Source organism: Methylomonas sp., assembly GCF_023228165.1.
Taxonomy (GTDB): Bacteria; Pseudomonadota; Gammaproteobacteria; order Methylococcales; family Methylomonadaceae; genus Methylomonas.
In genome coordinates this window covers 198,096-217,326 of record NZ_JALOBS010000003.1, presented here as the reverse complement: position 1 = coordinate 217,326, position 19,231 = coordinate 198,096, and the positions used below count along the sequence as shown (strand labels likewise).

Annotated in this window: 14 protein-coding genes; 10 read left to right on the top strand and 4 right to left on the bottom strand. The window is 48.1% G+C overall.

The features are described 5' to 3' along the window. The first annotated feature begins 7 nt into the window (after positions 1-7). Together M0R33_RS03675 and M0R33_RS03670 are read left to right on the top strand one after the other, a co-directional pair. Positions 8-850, top strand: coding sequence for an HDOD domain-containing protein (locus M0R33_RS03675; protein WP_292565229.1), 843 nt, complete (start codon positions 8-10; stop codon positions 848-850). Positions 851-862: 12 nt separating this feature from the next. Then, on the top strand, positions 863-1,750 hold the full coding sequence (locus M0R33_RS03670; protein WP_292565226.1) for an MBL fold metallo-hydrolase: 888 nt from the start codon (positions 863-865) through the stop codon (positions 1,748-1,750). Here M0R33_RS03670 and yihA read toward each other — a convergent pair. Further along, entirely contained in the window at positions 1,747-2,364 is a 618-nt protein-coding gene (gene yihA, locus M0R33_RS03665) for a ribosome biogenesis GTP-binding protein YihA/YsxC (RefSeq protein WP_292565224.1), read from the bottom strand. The genes M0R33_RS03670 and yihA overlap by 4 nt on opposite strands. A gap of 110 nt (positions 2,365-2,474) precedes the next feature. On the opposite strand from yihA, the gene M0R33_RS03660 reads away from it, so the two are divergent. From M0R33_RS03660 to M0R33_RS03635, 6 genes are all read left to right on the top strand, one after another. After that, the gene (locus tag M0R33_RS03660) at positions 2,475-3,158 is read left to right on the top strand and encodes a c-type cytochrome (protein ID WP_292565222.1); all 684 of its coding nucleotides are present in this window, start codon (positions 2,475-2,477) and stop codon (positions 3,156-3,158) included. A 64-nt stretch (positions 3,159-3,222) separates the two neighbouring features. After that, entirely contained in the window at positions 3,223-5,211 is a 1,989-nt protein-coding gene (locus M0R33_RS03655; RefSeq protein WP_292565219.1) for a cytochrome c biogenesis protein ResB, read from the top strand. Then, positions 5,192-6,388 carry a c-type cytochrome biogenesis protein CcsB gene (ccsB, locus tag M0R33_RS03650; protein WP_292565216.1) on the top strand — a complete coding sequence of 399 codons (1,197 nt, stop codon included), beginning with the start codon at positions 5,192-5,194 and terminating at the stop codon, positions 6,386-6,388. Before M0R33_RS03655 ends, ccsB begins: the two co-directional genes overlap by 20 nt. Continuing rightward, on the top strand, positions 6,388-6,993 hold the full coding sequence (locus M0R33_RS03645; protein WP_292565213.1) for a thiol:disulfide interchange protein DsbA/DsbL: 606 nt from the start codon (positions 6,388-6,390) through the stop codon (positions 6,991-6,993). Before ccsB ends, M0R33_RS03645 begins: the two co-directional genes overlap by 1 nt. A gap of 113 nt (positions 6,994-7,106) precedes the next feature. Further along, the gene (locus M0R33_RS03640) at positions 7,107-8,630 is read left to right on the top strand and encodes a GGDEF domain-containing protein (RefSeq protein WP_292565210.1); all 1,524 of its coding nucleotides are present in this window, start codon (positions 7,107-7,109) and stop codon (positions 8,628-8,630) included. An 11-nt stretch (positions 8,631-8,641) separates the two neighbouring features. Beyond that, positions 8,642-9,958 carry a GGDEF domain-containing protein gene (locus M0R33_RS03635; RefSeq protein WP_292565206.1) on the top strand — a complete coding sequence of 439 codons (1,317 nt, stop codon included), beginning with the start codon at positions 8,642-8,644 and terminating at the stop codon, positions 9,956-9,958. An 11-nt stretch (positions 9,959-9,969) separates the two neighbouring features. Here the strand turns inward: M0R33_RS03635 and M0R33_RS03630 are convergent, their stop codons facing one another. Further along, positions 9,970-10,656: a hypothetical protein gene (locus tag M0R33_RS03630; protein WP_292565202.1), complete on the bottom strand. Its 687-nt coding sequence runs from the start codon at positions 10,654-10,656 to the stop codon at positions 9,970-9,972. A 214-nt stretch (positions 10,657-10,870) separates the two neighbouring features. Next, positions 10,871-12,574 (bottom strand): exo-beta-1,3-glucanase, encoded by a 1,704-nt coding sequence (locus M0R33_RS03625; protein WP_292565199.1) that lies wholly within the window; start codon positions 12,572-12,574, stop codon positions 10,871-10,873. A gap of 236 nt (positions 12,575-12,810) precedes the next feature. On the opposite strand from M0R33_RS03625, the gene M0R33_RS03620 reads away from it, so the two are divergent. Next, positions 12,811-14,538, top strand: a complete 1,728-nt coding sequence (locus tag M0R33_RS03620; RefSeq protein ID WP_292565196.1) for a multicopper oxidase domain-containing protein — start codon at positions 12,811-12,813, stop codon at positions 14,536-14,538. A 76-nt stretch (positions 14,539-14,614) separates the two neighbouring features. Here M0R33_RS03620 and M0R33_RS03615 read toward each other — a convergent pair whose 3' ends face one another. Then, positions 14,615-16,291 carry a multicopper oxidase domain-containing protein gene (locus M0R33_RS03615; protein WP_292565192.1) on the bottom strand — a complete coding sequence of 559 codons (1,677 nt, stop codon included), beginning with the start codon at positions 16,289-16,291 and terminating at the stop codon, positions 14,615-14,617. Positions 16,292-16,526: 235 nt separating this feature from the next. Here M0R33_RS03615 and M0R33_RS03610 point away from each other — a divergent pair, with 235 nt between their 5' ends. Next, positions 16,527-19,160, top strand: a complete 2,634-nt coding sequence (locus M0R33_RS03610) for a UPF0182 family protein (protein WP_292565189.1) — start codon at positions 16,527-16,529, stop codon at positions 19,158-19,160. The last annotated feature ends 71 nt before the right edge of the window (positions 19,161-19,231 follow it).

The window sequence follows — 19,231 nt, the reverse complement described above, 5'->3', positions numbered from 1 at the left end:
TAATATTTTGACCAACCTAGATGAAGAACAACTCTTAGTATTCGTCGACAAAATGCCTGCCTTCCGCAGCAGTGTGCAACGCTTGCTGCTGTTGGCGGCCGATCTGAATGCCGATGGCCGGGAAATCGTCCAAGTTATCGAATCCGACCCGCTAATGACAGTAAAAATTCTGAAGGTGATCAACTCGCCGTTCTATGGCTTGGCACAAAAAATCAGTTCCGTCCAGCGCGCCGTCGTACATCTGGGTATCAACACCATTAAAAATCTGGCTCTGTCGGTTGCCGCCATCGGTGTTTTGCCTACCAAAAATCAGGCCGGCTTCGATACGCATGCTTTTTTATTGCATTCGTTGACCACCGCGGCTCTGTGCAAATTGTTGGCCGACCGCCTGAAGGTCCCGCTCATGCAAGGCAGCGATTATTTCGTGGCCGGTTTATTGCACGACTTCGGCAAAATCGTGTTCGCGGAATTTATACCCACTGCCTACAAACAGGTTTTGGATACCGCCAAAGAACAGGAGATAAACCTGTTTCAAGCCGAGCTCGATATTTTAGGTACCGATCATAGCCAGGCCGGCAAGTTACTGGCCGAACACTGGGGACTGGCCAATGAGTTGGTTGAGGCCATCGATCATCACCACAGCGAGCATCTGCATACGCAACTGGGCGATTGTCTGTTTGCCGCCAATCAAATCAGTAAAAAGCTGGGGTTCGGTTTTGCCGGCAACCCGGTGGTCGATGAGTTACCGCCCGACACTGCACACGTTTTTGGCATGAATTTGGAGGATTTGATCATCGATCTTGGTGATTTATCAACCATTAAAAACGAAGCGCTGGCGTTTATTGATTAGGTAGGCATGGCGATGAAATTTAAATTTTGGGGTGTCAGAGGCTCCATTCCAACCCCTGGCCCCCGAACAGTCAAATACGGCGGCAACACCACTTGTATAGAAGTTAATAACGCCAGTAACGACCTGTTGATTTTAGATGCCGGCACCGGCATCTTTGCCCTGGCGCAAACCTTGTCGGGCCAATCGCCCATCGTGGCCCACATTGTGATTACCCATACGCATTGGGACCATATTCAAGGCCTGCCGTTTTTCCTGCCTTTACTGTCCCCGCAAAATCAAATCCATCTCTACGGCGGCTTGGATCCGGTCACCCAATTGGGTATTGAACGGGCTTTAACCGTGCAATTACAATACAGCTACTTTCCCATCATAGAAGCGCAAGTAAAAGCCAGGGTTCACTACCACACCCTCAGGCCAGGCGAACCCATTCAAATCGGCAGCACCACGATAACCCCGATAGTATTAAATCATCCGGTGTTGAATTTCGGCTATCGGTTGGAGGACAGCGATGGCAGTTCGTTGTTTTTTACCGGCGATTACGAAACGCCCAGCAATCCCTATTCCGCCGATGATCCGGATTATGCGTCCAATCAACAATTTATCGACGCCAAATTATTTGAAGTTCACGCTACCATGCAGGGCGTTGATGCGCTGATCGTGGACTCTTCCTATACCGACGCCGAATACGCAAAAAAAGCCGGCTGGGGACACAATACCTATGGAGGAGCCTTAGAACTGGCCCGGCAGGTACATGCTAAGAAACTGTTTCTGACCCATCACGAACCGACCCGCGACGACCGAGAACTGGAAACGATTTTTCAGAATGTCCTGACCAAAGCCGGCGCGGTGGATTTTGAAGTTTATCTGGCTCGGGAAGGCATCGAGCATATATTGCGCTAAGCCGGTTGTTCAGCCGCATTAAACCCAAACCATTCGTCCAGCAGTTGGTGAATATCTTCGATTCCGGTTTTATTTAAAGCGGAAAACAATTGCAAGGTCACTACAATACTCGCCTGACTCAATTCCCGCTGCACAGCCAATAAGGTGTTTTTGGCGGCACCGAATTTTAATTTGTCCGCCTTGGTCAGCAAGATATGCAAAGGTTGCCCGGTATGCTCGCACCATTCCACCATTTGCCAGTCGAATTCGGTCATGGGATGGCGGATGTCCATCACCAGCACAATCCCACACAGGGCTTTGCGGTTCTTTAGATAATTTTCCATCATTTTTTGCCAATCGCGTTTAACCGCCACCGGCACTTTAGCGTAGCCGTAGCCCGGCAAATCGACCAACTTACGTTGCGCATCGATTTCAAAAAAGTTCAGCAACTGGGTACGACCCGGGGTTTTACTGACTCTGGCCAGGGCATTCTGTTGCACCAACGTATTGATGGCGCTGGATTTACCGGCATTCGAACGCCCGGCAAAAGCGATCTCCATACCTTGATCGGGGGGGGCATCTTGCAACCTCGGCGCACTGTTGATGAATTTGGCCTGGTGGTACATTGGATTCATCGCTATCTCGCTTAAGGGTTATAAATCGGTTAGAATCCGGTCATTATAGCGTCTGGCAGAGCTTTTAAGACTGCTTGTCGTCGATTAACCTTCCTGAACAGGGGCCCATAATGATAAAAAAACTGCTGACTGTTTCCATTACCTTGGCGCTTGCCACCAGTACCAATTTCGTTTATGCACAGGCTAAAGCGGGCGTAGGCAAGGAAAAAGCCGCATCTTGCGCGGGTTGTCATGGCGAAGACGGCAACAGCATGATGCCGGGCTTTCCAAAACTTGCCGGCCAACACCAGGGCTATCTGGTCAAGCAATTAAAGGCGTTCAAAAAGGGCGAACGTATCGCACCGATGATGGCGCCCTTGGCCATGGGGCTTGACGAAAAAAGCATGACGGAAATTGCCGCCTATTATGCCGCACAAAAAATTTCGGCCAATCCCGCACCGTCTTTGCCTGCAAACGATGATGAAGACGATGAGCAGCCGACAAAAACCGATGACGAAAAGAAAGCCGAGCTGGCTAATTTGATCGCGCAAGGTAGCGATTTATATCGAAACGGTAACATCAGCCGGGAAGTATCGGCTTGCGTGGCCTGTCATGGCCCTTATGCCGAAGGCAATAAACCTGCGGATTATCCTTCTTTGCATTCGCAACATGCGGACTATGTGATTAAAACGCTGACCGATTTTAAGAACGGCGCTCGCAGTAATAATCCTGAAAACATGATGCACATGATCGCAAAAAAAATGACCGACGAAGATATTAAAGCGGTTGCTTACTATATCTCGAGTTTGAAATAACCGGCCCGGCTTGCTGGTTCCGGCAGGTTAAGTAACCTGCCGGAACTTAATCAATTACTGTTCCGTGCAGCGATTGCAAGATATTCCCTTCCTCATGCCGCAATCGACATTTTCTATCCTGCTACGCTTTTTAGGTTCGATGAACCTGGCGATTACCTTGTTGGTGGCCATTGCGGTGGCCGCGGTGATAGGCACTGTTGTGCAACAAAACCTGCCTTACCCCGATTATGTGTTGAAATTCGGACCTTTCTGGTTTGAAGTGTTTAAAAGCCTGGATCTGTTCAATGTGTATTCATCGACCTGGTTCCTAAGCATAATGGGCTTTTTGGTGTTATCCACCAGCGTCTGCGTCTACCGCAATCTGCCGAAAATACTGCGCGATGTTAACGATTACCGCGAACACAGCCAACGCCATGCCCTGTTAAAGCTGCCGCATCACTACAGCTTTACCGATGTCCGCGACCATCAAGACAATCTGGCACGGATTTCAGCGTTATTGAAACAGCATCGTTACCGTTTCAGACTGAGTAACGATCAAGGCAGTTTGCTGATTGCCGCCAAAAAGGGCAGCGGCGGCCAGCTGGGGTATCTCTTCAGCCACGTTGCTATTATCGTGATCTGTATCGGCGGCCTGATGGACGGCAATCTGCCGTTAAAATTGGCGGAGCTGCAAGGCAGGATTGCCGTGGAAACCCGCCGGATCCCGGCTAGCGCTATTCCTACTATCAGTACTCTATCGACCGACAATGCATCGTTTCGCGCCAATGTGGATATTGCCGAAGGCGGACAGACCAACCTGGCCTTTATCGATTACAAAGACGGCTATCTGTTGCAAAAGCTGCCGTTTACCATTCAAGTCGACGATTTTCGGGTTGAACATTATCCTAGCGGCCAGCCCAAATCCTTTGAAAGCGATTTAACCGTCCTAGATGCCAGCTTGCCGCAACCTTTACGGCAAACCATTTCCGTTAATCATCCGTTAACGTTCAAAGGCTACACTATTTATCAAAACAGCTTTGGCGATGGTGGTTCTAAGCTGCGTTTAAAAGCTTGGCCTTTATTGACCTCGGCTGCCCCTACCGACCTTGAAGCGACAGTCAAACAATTTACCCGGGTCGATAATCAACAACTGGAGATCTCCGATTTCAGGCCGTTCAATGTCAAACCGGATCCCGATACGCAGAAAAAATTCATCAATTTTGGCCCCAGCTTTCAATACAAGCTCCGTCATCCGGACGGCACCGCCAACGAATACCTTACCTACATGCAACCCATCGTGCAGGAGGGTCGTTGGTTTTATCTGAGCGGTATGCGTAGCAAAGTCTTCGAGCAGTTTAATTATTGGTTTATGCCGGCCGACAGCGAAAGACGCCTAAACCGCTTTATGGCGTTTTACCAAGCACTCAACAATCCGGATACGCTGCAAGCCATCGCACTGGCAACCGCCGGCTCTACCGAAAGCGGAAAACAGTCCACGCTACAAGAGAGGCAGGCAGTCGCGCGATTTATGATGGCGCTGGCCTCGCAATTTGTAGCAGGCGGTTATGAAAATATCTCCGCCGGCATTGCGCAAAACATAACAGAGGAAAAGCGCCAGGAAGCATCCGAAGTGTATGCCACGGTTCTGCAACGCTTGTTAAAAAATCTGTATTTGCACGTACTACAAGAAGAAGGCGTCGATGCGACTCAACCGCTATCCGGATTTGACGGTCAATTTCTGGCGGATGCCATAGCGGCGGTAAATTCGGCGCATTTTTACGCCGCTCCGGTATTTCTGGAGTTGGAAGGTTTTCAACACATTGAGGCCACCGGTTTGCAAATTACCCGCTCTCCCGGCCAATGGCTGGTTTTTCCCGGCTGTTTGTTACTGGTTTTAGGGGTGTTCTGCATGTTTTATCTGCCGCAACGCCGTTTGTGGGTAATGATTGAAAAGTACGCTGCCGGCTCTGCTATCTTGTTGGCCGGCAGTGCGCTGCGCAACCGCTACGACTTCGACGCGGAATTTGAACTTATCAAACAACAACTCGCTCAACATGCCTCTTCCGTTCAGTGAAACCGCCATGGATAACGCTTTGCCACATACCTACCAGCAACCTGCCTATTTCCAATTGAGGACCGTCTACGACTGGCTATGGGCAGTCGCCGTCCTGACCGGCTGCGGCTATGTATTCAGCCAATATCATGCGCTGATGGATGGTTATGAAGCGGGCATTTTATTGGTTACAGCCCCTTTATTGATCTGGTTGGGCTGGAGCTGGTCCGGCATTAAAAGCTTTGGCTTATGCGTGGCGGCATTCAGCTTATTGGCTATTTCGCTTTATGGCAGCGATTTGAGCCGGGGTGAAAATGCCTTTTTGTTGAAATACCTATTCGCCAGCCAGTCGGCCATCATGTGGATGAGTGCCTTATACGTAATGGCAACCGCCACTTATTTCGGCTTGCTGCTATCCGGCCGCGAATTTGTCGGTAAAGTGGCCGCGTCCCTAACCTGGAGCGCTACGGTCATGGGCATGACCGGTTTGATGGTCAGATGGCGGGAATCCTATTTAGTGGGGGCGGACATCGGTCATACCCCGGTCAGCAATCTGTATGAAGTATTCATCCTGTTCGCCATTATCACGGCCTTGCTCTATCTGCATTACGAGCAACATTATAAAACCCGCAGCCTGGGAGCGTTTGTGCTGTTAGTAATCAGTGCGGCGATCGGCTTTTTGCTTTGGTATACCTTCGACCGGCATGCGGATGGCATTCAACCGCTGGTACCGGCCTTGAACAGTTATTGGATGAAAATCCATGTGCCGGCCAACTTCGTCGGTTACGGGGCATTTTCGCTGGCGGCCATGATAGGCCTGGTGTATGTGCTAAAAAGCCGGGCACAGGCTGACAAGCCGGAAGGATTGTTATCAGCCAGACTACCTGACCTGGCTTTGCTGGACGATCTGATGCACAAAGCCATTGCCCTGGGTTTTGCCTTTTTTACCCTGGCGACTATTCTTGGCGCACTCTGGGCTGCCGAAGCCTGGGGCGGCTATTGGTCCTGGGACCCTAAAGAAACCTGGGCATTAATCGTCTGGCTGAATTACGCCGCCTGGCTACACATGCGGCTCACCAAGGGCTGGAGCGGTAAGCCCATGGCCTGGTGGGCGATTATCGGCTTTTTCGTCACCTTGTTTGCGTTTTTGGGCGTGAATATGTTTTTATCTGGTTTACATTCTTACGGAGAACTTTGATGTTGAAAAAAATCGCATTTCTGGCGCTGTTTTGCATAACTGGCTTAGCCCGCGCGGAAGGCGGCTACGAAACCGTATCGCCTGCCCAACCGGTACAAAATCCGGACAAAATCGAAGTTATCGAGTTTTTCTGGTATGGCTGCCCGCACTGCTACAGCCTGGAACCCTCTATGGTTGCCTGGTTAAAAACCAAACCAGCCAATGTCGAATTCATTCGCCAACCGGCCGTATTCAGTGATTTATGGGGCAAGCACGCCAAGGCCTTTTTTACCGCCGAAGCCCTGGGTATCGGCGAGAAAGTCCATGCCGATTTTTTCAACGTCATCCAAAATAAAAGACAGAAACTGACCTCGGAAGACGAATTGGCTAAATTCTTTGCCGACCACGGCGTGAAAGACGCCGATTTCCGTGCCGCTTACAATTCATTTATGGTCGACGCTAAAATGCGCCAAGCTGAAACCATGGCCGCTCGCTATGGCATCACCGGCGTACCTGCAATCATCGTAAACGGCAAGTACAGAGTGACTGCAAGCACTGCCAAATCACAAGAAAACATGATCGCTGTCACCAACCAACTCATTCAGCAAGAAGCACAGGCTAAATAAACCTGTCGGTTTTATTGCCACGTTTTGCCGGTCACTCTTTGTAACCGGCAATTCAGCATTAGTAGACTATAATTACCGATTAATTGCCGTTTATTCCGAGGTAATATTGCTCCATGAGCTTTTTCAAAAATAAGGACGACACACCGGTCAAGTGGAAGGAAAAATACTTCGACTTGTTGGATGGTCAGGAAAAACTTGAGAAAGAGTATAAAACCAGCCAGGATTTGCTGTGTAAGACGATTATTCGCTTCGCACTGGCAGTCAAGGGGCTTAGCAAGACGCTCGACCCTCATTTGGATCGCATCCGCGATTTATTAAAAGCCGGTTTAAAAAGTCAGCAATTACGTACAGAGCTTGAAGTGTTTTCCAATGCCTTGATGGCGATGGAAGACAATTCAAGCAGCCAACTTGATGCCACGCTATTATTTGACTATTTACATGCTCATTTTGCTGACCGCGTAACAGAGCTACAGAAGATTAAGCAGCGCTATGAAGCACACGAATTTATTAATCCGCAACGCTTATTTATAGCCTTGGCGGAAATTCTAGGGGATGATGACCGACTAAAAACAGATGATTTTGCCAACGAGCTGGCATTGGCGGACACTAAAGCGATCGGCCATCATCTGATCATATTGTTGGAAAACGCCGACTTACCCTTGGAATTTATCGAAGAGGGCAAAACCCTAAAACGCCGTTTACAAACCGGCCAATCACTCGGCCCGGTATTTGAAGATGCCGTTAACCTGTTGTTGACCATTAAAAAACATCTACTGCTTGAACAGCAGGAAATGGCGGATTTTCTGTCGACTTTAACCGAAGAGCTGGCTGAACTGGGCTTGATAACGGCAGGCGTGAACATCGCCACAGAAGATGCGGAAAAAAATCGCAGCCGTCTGGACCAAGATGTGTCTGCGCAAATAACTGATTTACAAAGAAAATCCGCCGGCGCCACTCAATTAGAACCCTTAAAACAGCTGGTCAGCATCCGTTTGCATGGCATCAACCAGCAACTGCAATCGTATGCCTTGCAAGAGCAAGCCGAACGGGAGAAAACGCAAAAGGAATTAAGAAATATGCTGCAAAAAATCAGGGATATGGAGACGGAAACGACCGAACTGCAATCCATGCTCGAGGCGGCTCAAAGCCGAGCAGCGCGAGACCCGTTAACCAATTTACCCAACCGACTTGCGTTCGAAGAGCGCTTGACCGATGAAATCGCCCGTTCCCACCGCTATGGCACTGCATTAGCTTTGGCCGTATGGGACATCGATTTTTTTAAAAACATTAATGATACTTATGGTCATAAATCCGGAGATAAAGCCTTGATGGCGATTGCCAAGTTGCTCTCTAAACATTGCCGGGAGGCTGATTTCGTGGCTCGGTTTGGCGGCGAAGAATTTGTAATGCTGTTACCGGAAACCCCGCCACAGTCTGCATTGAAAATGGCGGACAAGTTACGGGAAAACATTGAGAAGAGTAGTTTCCACGCCAACGGCGAAAGGATATCCATTACCCTGTCCTGCGGGATTACTCAATATATACAGGGAGATGACAATGAATCCATTTTTATCCGAGCAGATAATGCCTTGTATCAAGCCAAACAAAATGGCCGAAATCAATGCATAGCAGTGTAAGCTGACATGTAATGAGCACTCTGCCACCTCCAAATCCCGATCAAGAAAAACTGCTTTATAAGCTGGTTATCCAGTTTTTAATTTTCTGCCAGGGCAGTCATAAATTATTAGAGCCGCATTTGCTGCAAATAGGCAAGCGCTTAAAATCGGGCGCCGTCTTGACCGAGTTAGCGCCTGAATTACAGGCAATTTCCAAAACCTTATTACATATCTCCAAACAAACCGACCTCGACAAAAAGGATAAAGATGCGGACCAGCAAAATAATTATTTATTGCAACGCATTGATGAGCTATTAGCCAATAGTGATGTGCCGCTACGCTTTCAACAACAGAAAACCGTGCTAAGACAACGCGTCAAATCTAATGTGGACGACCAAACCTTTAATAAGGTCATAGATTCCGCAATGGCTTTATTGGTTGATATCAAAGATTATGCCGTGTCGGAACAGAAAGATATTGGGGGCTTTTTAACCCAGCTTTCCACACAATTAGGCGAACTTGAACAACATGTGGAGATTGTCGGCCAGTCTAGTCAACGTTCCTTTGATCAGCGCCAAAATCTCGATTTGGAAATTAATCAGCAACTGGGCGATATCAAGGACAACACCCATCAAGCCGACGAATTAACCACATTAAAAACTATTACCGGCGACCATCTCGACCGCTTGATGATGCAATTGATGGAACACAAGCAGCAGGAAGGCGAAAGGCAACAGCAGGCGCAACAGCAAATTGCCTTAATGTCGGAAAAACTACAGGCTCTGGAAATAGAAACGGAAGCCCTGCGCACCAAACTTAAAATCGAACATGATCGCGCGCTGCGCGACACCCTAACAGGCCTGCCGAACCGACTGGCGTATAAAGACCGGGTGGAAATGGAAGCCAATCGCTGGAAACGCTATCAAGCGCCTTTATCACTATTGGTTTGGGATATCGATTATTTTAAACGCATTAATGACAATTACGGCCACAAAGCCGGGGATAAAACGCTGAATCTCGTCGGCCAACTGCTGCTGAATAATTGCCGTTCGACCGATTTTGTTGCCCGCTATGGCGGTGAAGAATTTGTGATGCTGATGCCCAATACACAAACATGCCAGACGCTTGCAATGGCGGAAAAAGTGAGAGATTTAATCGAACATTGTGGTTTTAACTACAATGGCGACAAGATAGATCTAACCATAAGTTGTGGTATTAGCGAATTCACTTCCGGCGACCAGCATGATGATGTGTTTGTGCGCGCCGACCGAGCTTTATATCAAGCCAAGCAGGCCGGCCGCAACCGTTGCGTGGTTTATCAAAACGAATCCATTCCGCCTGCGGTCTGAAGGATTAAATATCAACGGCCCGAGAACTCGGGCATATTAACCCAACGCTCATGTTGCGGGGCTGATAAACAAGCATCAAATATAGAGATCGCTTCATCGCAACTAATAATTTCCTGTCGGCTGTCCAGAATAAAATGCGCCAAACTCCGAATGCATCTCCAATGTCGAGGATTGTCAATAAACCGATAGGCCTGTGCGAGTAATTCCGTCAATTTTTGTTCGCGATGAGGCTTGGAGGTAATAAAATATTCCAAATAATATTGCGCTCTCTCCAAATCGCTGTGCCCGCCATAATGCCGTAAAGCTTCCAAGTTCATCAGCTCCAGACTAAAAATTTCTCCATCGCTGCTAGCAACATGCTTGGCTTCCGCTAAAGGCCCTACCAACAAGTTAACGACATCGGCTTCGTAAGCGCGCTGACAGCTATGCAACCCGGTATTGGTCAAAGAGGAAAAACTCTCAATTACCGCAATCGGCAGATTTTGAATCAGATTGCCATCCACCACTTTGGCAAAAAACTCAACTTCGCTTGATTGAGGTCTTTTAACTTGAATTTCGAAGAATACTGGCGGAAGTTGTTTTTGTCGGTTTCGAATATGAATAGCGGCGGCATGCCCGGCTTCGTGGTAGGCGGTACGGCAATGCAGCTCATCCGGATGTACGAATGCGGAAGTGGCCACTTGATAGTTTCTTTCCATAAAGATAACCTCGTCCAAAAAAAGATGCGGCATTGAGCCGCATTTGAGGAAGGATATTAAAACTCTTTCCCTTAGGAGAGGGAGCGCATACAAGAGTTGCACATAGTTTAATAAACAAGTTGACGTTTGAAAATGTGACAAATTGCCGCGCATTAAACCGCCAGCAAGGCAAAAGGGACGCGGGCTAACGTCCAACTCACCTCTCCGCCTGAATTTAGGTCTTGGCTCTATTGCCGATATTCGACCAAAAAGGCAACCCTAAAACCACCAAACAGGCCAGCCACATAAGTAACTGTTGATTATATAGGGTGTATCCAAAAGCGAATGGCAAACCTTCCGATAAGCCCGGATGGGCTTGAATAAAATCGCGGCCATCCATAAAAGCTTTGGCTTCACCTAGTATCATGGCAATCGCTGCAAAACTTAACCCATAAGCAATTACCCGGTCGCGTCGCCCTTGTATATTCCAGCCGCATAAATAATTAAAACTTAAACTATCAGCATTGATTTTACGGTTGATTAAGTATTGGCAAACCAGAAGACCGAAAATACCAATTACGGGAAGCGCAAATTGCTCGACCGGAAAACTCAGATAACGTCCGCCAACCGCTAAACCATAAGTTTTATAGAGCGCCAGCATTATAAAGAACAAATAGCCATTTCTGAGTCGGCGCGCCAATATTTCGTTACCCGGCTTATCATTCAGAATATCCAGGAAACGTTGAAGCAACAACGCCGTCAATACCATGTTTGCAACCAGCATAAAAATGGTATATCCACGCTGTATTGCACTGTAACTGGTGTACCAAAGAAAATGCGCCAATGTCACCAAACAAACGATAAATAGTTGGGTAAACACTAAAAAAACCAGCAATCGCGACCAGGAGAAAAAGCTGATTTTCTTGAAACAAGCTACGATTATCAATAGCCATACTAAAGTCGCCGCCGCCAAATGGATAATCCAATCCGGATTTTCATAGACCGGACCGGTCAAAGGAAAAACCGGCTTTCTATCGGCCGAAAATAATCCCCAATTGGCGCCCACCACACCTTCTAAATTACTTTTCCAAGGCTGATTAAACGCCTCAACGATGTTGTAATCAAAACCGTGTCGCGTAGCGATTTGTATCATGCCCCGGATAAATTTGGCTTCGTTGACAACGCCGGGAACCGCCAAACCACGCTGACGTCCCGCGCTGGGCCAGCCGGATTCGCCTATCAATATCGGTTTACCGGGCGCAATGCCTCGTGCTTCGTCTTCGACCTGTTTAACGATCTTTTCCAGATGTTCCGATGCATGTTCCACCGAGATCGGTTCATCTTCCCAATATGGCAAAATATGGATGGTGATGAAGTCCACTTCCTTAATCAGTTGCGGATGCTTCATGTACATCGACCAAACGTCAGCGTAGGATACCGGTTGTTTAACGGCCCGTTTTACTTCGCGGAGATAGCCAATCAGACGGTCGACATCCATATCGCCGCGTAACAACACCTCATTACCGACAATCACCCGTTTGACGACATCGGGGTTAGCGTTGGCGGATTTTATCAGCGCGGCCATTTCCTTTTTATTATCCATGTAGCCATACCCGAGCCACCCACCCTGAATCAGACTTAATCCATATTTCCGGGCCAGTTCGGGCGTTTTTTCCAATCCGCCCCCCAAACTGGAATAGGTACGGACGCTATGCGTCTTATCCGCCAACAGGCGTAAATCCTCTTCCACATGCTCCGGCAATGGAAAAACCTCTTCCAGGGGACTATAGCCTTCCCGAAAGGGTGCAAACGATAAGCTCATTAACTTGCCGGACGGCACATCAACACCGGCATCCTCGGGCCGATTAACAAGCCAGGCAAAACTAGTGTGAACTAATAGCACCAATAAGGTACAAAGCAATAATCGGGCTGAAGGCATAAATGTAAACTGGAGTTTGGTTGGCGATCGTTTAAGGTTAAAAACCCGTAGACAGGATTATAACGATTTTCCCGAATAGACGCGTTTTACCGAGTCTCGGCCGTATTCCGAAAGACAATTTTCGAAATAATTTCTGTACTTTACCTATGGGTTCTGGTTACAGTATTGGGCTTTCCTGATGTTGGAACCGTAATTCGTTATCCAATAGACTCGTGTCAATTTTTATGAGGCTTTCTATGCATAAAAAAGTTTTTCCCATTCTGTGTGGGGCCATGCTGCTGCCTATGTCACCCTTGGCCACAGCCGTAGCCAACCAATTGCCTGCTTCCAGCAATGTCACAATGGGTACGGCAGAAGAAGTGTGCTCTGATTTTACAGACCCGAAGTGGCGCGATGCTCAAGTCATTGATGGCGTGGAGATTCAGGAATCAAGGATGTGCAACCCTGATAATCCTGCCGATATTGCAGCATTCGTTAAAGGCACCAACAATATTTCCATGGACACGCTGATGAAAACTCAGCTGGCTGCCGACGCCATTACGGTAGGCAACGACATGGATGGTGACGGTGACCCCGATCATTACATCATTAAACTGGAAATTGCCGAATTAAACGGACATTCACCCGATTCGCAGTTACCTACCACTACCTTCGACATTGCGCCTGGCATTCAGCCAACCTTTTGGGTCTACGCCCCCAAAACACGCGACATGTCCACTCTAAGCTTGTATGAGCCGGTTGCCAACTCCTTGCTGCGCGTTCCTTCGCCGGTTATTCGGGTCGAGCAGGGCGATATTATTTGGTTGGTATTGGAAAATAGCCATTATTTGCCGCATTCCATCCATTTACATGGCGTGGACCACCCTTACATGGACCACAGCGGCGAAGGTAATGACGGCGTCGGCCAAACCGGTCAGATGGATGTCATGCCCGGCAGCAGCAAAACCTACGTCATTAAACCCCGTCAACCCGGCACGCAGTATTATCACTGCCACGTACAACCCCATACCCATATTCCCATGGGCTTACAGGGTATTTTTGTAGTTGAGGAAAACCGTCCTAATAACTGGGTACAGGTTTTCAATGTCGGCGCCGGCCAGGTCAGACACCCATCGGTGGCCGTCAAGGAAAAATACGCCTACGAATACGACATGCACTATCAGTCCGCCGACAAGGAACTGCATGAAATGGCCCGCTCGGCCAATGACCCGCGTCTGATCGGCAAGCGCTTGAATACGGAATACGACATCACCGATTCCTCTCCCGATTATTTCATGCTGAATGGCCGCTCGTTCCCTTATACATTGCGGGAATCGCTGATCGTCATGGAAGAAAACAAAAAAGCTAAATTACGCATATTCAACGGCCATGAAGAAGCCTTCGCCATGCATATTCACGGCCATAAACCCATGGTGACTCATTACGATGGCGTCGACAACGGCCCTGCCAGCTATATTAAGCGTGACGTACATGCCATGGTCCCCGCGCAGCGGCTGGATTTGGAAATCAGCGGCGTCGACGATGGCTTGAATAGTTTTGGCCAGGGCGTGTGGATGTTCCACGATCACGTCGAGAAGTCGTTTACCACAGATGGTATTGGCGAAGGCGGCGATATCAGTCTATTGGTATATAAAAACTTTTTGGATGAAAAGGGTATTCCCGAAGTACACGGCATGAGTTTGCTGCCGTATTTCACCAAAGAATTCTGGCAAGGCAAATATGCCGCCTGGCAGGATTACGACAAATGGAAAAGCTTGGGTTTTCCTGAAATAAGAGCAACCAAGGAAAAGGCTTTTGTTATACCGCCTCCGTCCGCCAATCCAAGCAATGGCTCAACCAGCCAATCCAGTAGCGCCAACAAAACTTCGTTTATCGGTCAGTTGTTTTACGGCTTTGTGTTAGGTTTGCTGGGCTATACGCTGTACATCAAACGTAAAGAGATTTTGGCTCTGTTCGGCAAATAGATAACCATTATTGTGGCGATTAAAAAACCGCGCTAACCTCAGTTAGCGCGGTTTTTTTGTTTAGCCGTCTTACTGGCTATTCCACCAAGAATTGCCGCATCATACCCAAGTCTTCATGCTCCAGATTGTGGCAGTGGTACAAAAACAGGCCTTTGTAATCCTGAAAAGGTTTGATGATTTCCACTTCTTCGCCCGGCATCACCAACACGGTATCTTTCCAGCCGGAGTCGATGAAACCGTGTTTGACCGACGCATAGTCGGATTTCACCATCGAGGTAACTCGGCGCAACACTTGAAATTGCTGACCGTGCAAATGAATGGGGTGAGCCATATCCATCATGCCCATTTTTCTTCCTTTGCCGTGCTCCTGTCCAGCCTCATCCATGCTCCTTTTCATGCGCATGCCGCGCATGGGGTTCTCCGCCTCAACTTTTGCAGTATGCTTCATACCCCCGCCAGCCGGCATTTCATGATCATGAAAGATTCGAATTTTTTTGATTGTCCCTAACGCAACCCGCTCAAATTCCAAAACCTTGTCCATTGCAAAGCTTTTGCGGTTCAATAATGGCCGCATCGGCTTCATGGAAATTCCGATAGGTATTGGCTTATCGGCGTTATCGACATCAGTCTGACTCAGGCGTTGAAATGGTACAAGCACCTCGGGCAGCTTGATTGAATCACTGACTTTTTCGGTTACTTTGAAAGTGGCAACGGCAAATTCGACACCTTGCGCCAAGCGCTTATGCATCATGCCCATGCCTTTTCCGTTCATTCGCTCAGTCATTTTAGGCTGCGTGCCGGCAAAGGGCAGGCTGTTCATAACTAACTTACTGCCAACCGCTCGACCGCTGAAATCCAGCCATAAGTCCACCCGTTCACCCGGCGCCAGCATGATGTAAGGCCGGGTTTCCGGCTTAGGCAACAGGCCGCCATCGGTACCGATGGCCGTCAATGGCGTCCCATCCTCCCAACCCAGCTTGTATATCCGCGAATTGGAGCCGTTTAGCGCCCTGAAGCGATAGGCAGAAGATTTGACATTGAATTCCGCATTCAGCTTGCCATTGACCAGAATACTATCGCCCAAAAAACCCTCCATGCGCTGGTGCATCATCCGCACATATTGCAGTTGATTGTTGTCGCCGAAACTGCGGTCTTGAATCACTAACGGCATATCGAACTCGCCGGACGGCAAATCCAATTTTTGTTCGTCGCTATCCGTCACGATAATCAAACCCGCCAACCCCCGGTAAACCTGTTCCGCGGTCAGGTTGTGCGAGTGCGAATGATAAAAACTGCTACCGGCACGATTCATGACTTCGAATTCGTATACAAACTGCTCGCCATGTTCAATCGAATACATGGGGTGGCCGTCGCTGCGTTGCGGCACATGCAAGCCATGCCAATGAATGATGGACGGCTGATTCAGCGTATTTTTGAAAAACACTCTTACTTTTTGGCCTTGCTGAAAATTCAGAACCGGCCCCAAAAAGCTATCGGCTATTTGCTGCAGGGTTTGCTGCGGGCCCTTGATTAGCCTTGCGGAATACTTTTGCACTTGCGTGGCGGGGCCGGCGGCCAAAATTGCAATCTGTGCTGTATGTGCAGTAAATTCAATCTCCACATCGGCTTTAAAACCGGGCGTAGCGGCAGTTTTGATGCTACCTTTTTTAGCCAGTAGCAAACTCGGAAACGAGGCGATCGCCGCACTTACTGCGGATTGCTGGATAAATCGACGTCTATTGAGTAATGTCATGCGTTCCCCCTCGGTGTTGTCTTGTTGATATAAGCTTCTAATTTGTGCTTTGAACATACTCCCATTCTAACCGATGTTCAGCGCTGAACTTAAAACCGGTGTCTGGTGCCTACAACAAATGACGGGCAATCATATTCCGGGTTTGGGTGATAGAATGTCGAAAAACTAACGCCGAGATGTGAGGCCGGCAGGCACAATGCCCTGCCGGCTAAAATTCTAAATTTAAGAGGAAAATATGCGTAACCGGAAACTGTTACCTGCGTTGGCAGGCGCAACTATCGTAGGCGCCATTGTCTTGTATGTTGCATTCTACTTCGTGTTTCTCGATTTTTTCGTGGATTTATGGTGGTTCAGATCGCTAGAGTTTGAGGGTTATTTCTGGCTACGCTTGTTATACCGGTTTATTTTCTCCGGCGCGGTGACAATATTTTTCTTTGCCGTCTTCCAATTCCATTTCTGGATTGCCTCTCGCTATCTGGGCTTAAACCCGCCCGACGAAGTATTGCTGGACGACAAAAAGCGTCGGCGCTTTCAGCGGTTTGCCGATGTATTCATGTCCGGGTCGGTCAAAGTTTATACTTTAATATCGCTGATCTTGGCCATTGCCATCGCGGTGCCTTTTTATCTGCAATGGGAAGACGCCTTACTCTTTTTCTTTGGCAGTGAATCGGGATTCACCGACCCAGTATACGGAAACGATATTAGTTTTTATCTGTTTTCCTACCCCATCTACATGCTGATCCAAAAGGAGTTGTTATTCACCGCCATACTGGTATTTTTGGCGACAGGGCTGTTGTACTGGATGGAACATATCTTTATCCCAAATCAGGGCAAGGAGTTTCCTTTAGGGGCAAAAATCCACCTCAGTGTGCTTTTTGTGTTTGTAGCGCTATTTGTGATCTGGGGTTACATGCTCGATCGCTTTACATTGCTATATTCAAACTCGCACGAACCGGTATTTTTTGGGCCTGGCTTTATCGATTTACGCTTTCATCTACCGCTGATCTGGCTATCCATAGTGGCCTTTTCAACCATAGTATGCTCCATCCTGTTTTATGTGTTTTCGGAACGGCACCGCAGCAAAACGCCCATTATCATCTCGGTATTAAGCTTCATCGCCATAACGGGTCTACAAAACTCGAATGCGCTACCCATACTGATCGATAAATTCATTGTTAAACCCAACCCAACCCGAACGGAAGGCCCTTTTATGCGTTATAACATTGACGCTACACTGGGAGCCTACAACCTCAACAATATTACCACCATCGATTTCCCCATTAACCTGGATCCCACCAAGGACATTGAGTCGTGGTCGACTAGAAAGCATTTCGAAAACATTCCGGTCTGGGACAGAGAATTTTTAATTGATAGTTATCAGCAATTACAGGCCATCAGACCGTATTACCGCTTCACTACGGTAGATGAAGACCGCTATTTCATCCACGGCCATCTGCAACAAGTCAATCTCGCGGCGCGCGAGGTCAATATCAAGAAATTACCGCGAGAGGCGCAAAACTGGGAAAACACTCACTTGCGCTATACCCACGGTTACGGAGCGGTTATATCGCCGGCCGCCCAGGATGCGGGAATTCCGATAGTCTGGTATTTACGCGATTTGAATATGAGCTCGGATGTCGGCTTTTCGGTTAAAAATCCCGATATTTATTACGGCCAAGAGAAATTCGCATACGCCATTGTGCCCAACAGCTTGGTGGTTAAGGACATTTCCAGCTCCGATCAAGACGGATCGCAGTACTATAAGGGCGACTCCGGCATCCCTATTCCGTCGTATTTCAGAAAGCTATTGTTTGCCTTTTATTTTAGAGATGAAAAAATATTTTTCTCCCCTAATATCACCACCCAAAGCAAACTGCTGATTCGTCGTAATATCGACGATAGAATTTCGAGACTGACACCCTTCCTGCATCTGGATAAAGATCCTTATTTGGTGGTGGAAAAAGATCGGCTGTATTGGATACAGGATGCCTATACGCTATCCAATATGTACCCGGTGTCCCAACCGGCGGCCGACGACTTTTTGGATGGGGAACATAAATTCAATTACATCCGCAATTCGGTAAAGATCATCGTTGATGCCTATGACGGCGGTGTCGACTATTACATTTCCGAACCGCATGACCCGATTATCAATGCCTATAACCGGGCGTACCCGGGGCTGTTTAAGTCTCTGAAGGAAATGCCCGACGCGTTGTCAAGCCATTTGCGTTATCCGCGAGATTTGTACTACATGCAAATGAAAATCTACGCCAAATACCACCAAAACAGCCCGGAGTTGTTTTATGAGCAGGCGGAAACCTGGCAATATGCCTCTGTAGATGGTCAGCCTGTTTTACCGTATTTCATCACCATGGATTTCGACCGCTGTAACGATCTGGAAGAGTTTGTGATGGTCAACCCAATGACGCCTGTACACCGGGATAATTTAAGCGTGGTTGGCATTGCCGGCACCATGGATTCCAGTAAATGCGACAACACTTATAAACCGGGCATTACCATTTTCAAATTCCCCAAGGCCGTACAAGTCAATGGTCCATCCCAGGTGAATGCCCTGATCGACCAAAACCCAGAAATTGCCGGTCAATTTACGCTGTGGAATCAACTAGGTTCGGAAGTTAAAAAAGGTCGCATGATCATTCTGCCCATGGGTAACTCCATTTTGTATGTGCAACCCATTTACATGCTAGCCACCAAAACCAAAATGCCTGAATTAGCCCGGGTTATCGTTTCCATTGGCAATCAAGTAGTCATGGATAAAACCTTGCTGGCCGCATTCGATCGTCTGAAAAATATGTTCGTCAACCAAGCAACCGGCTCCACTTCAGGCACATCCGGCAAAAATCCTTAACCGCAACAAAACAACCTGCCTGGGGCTTGATGCCGCTCTCCCCAGGCTTTTATTGCCTTCCTTTATTTATT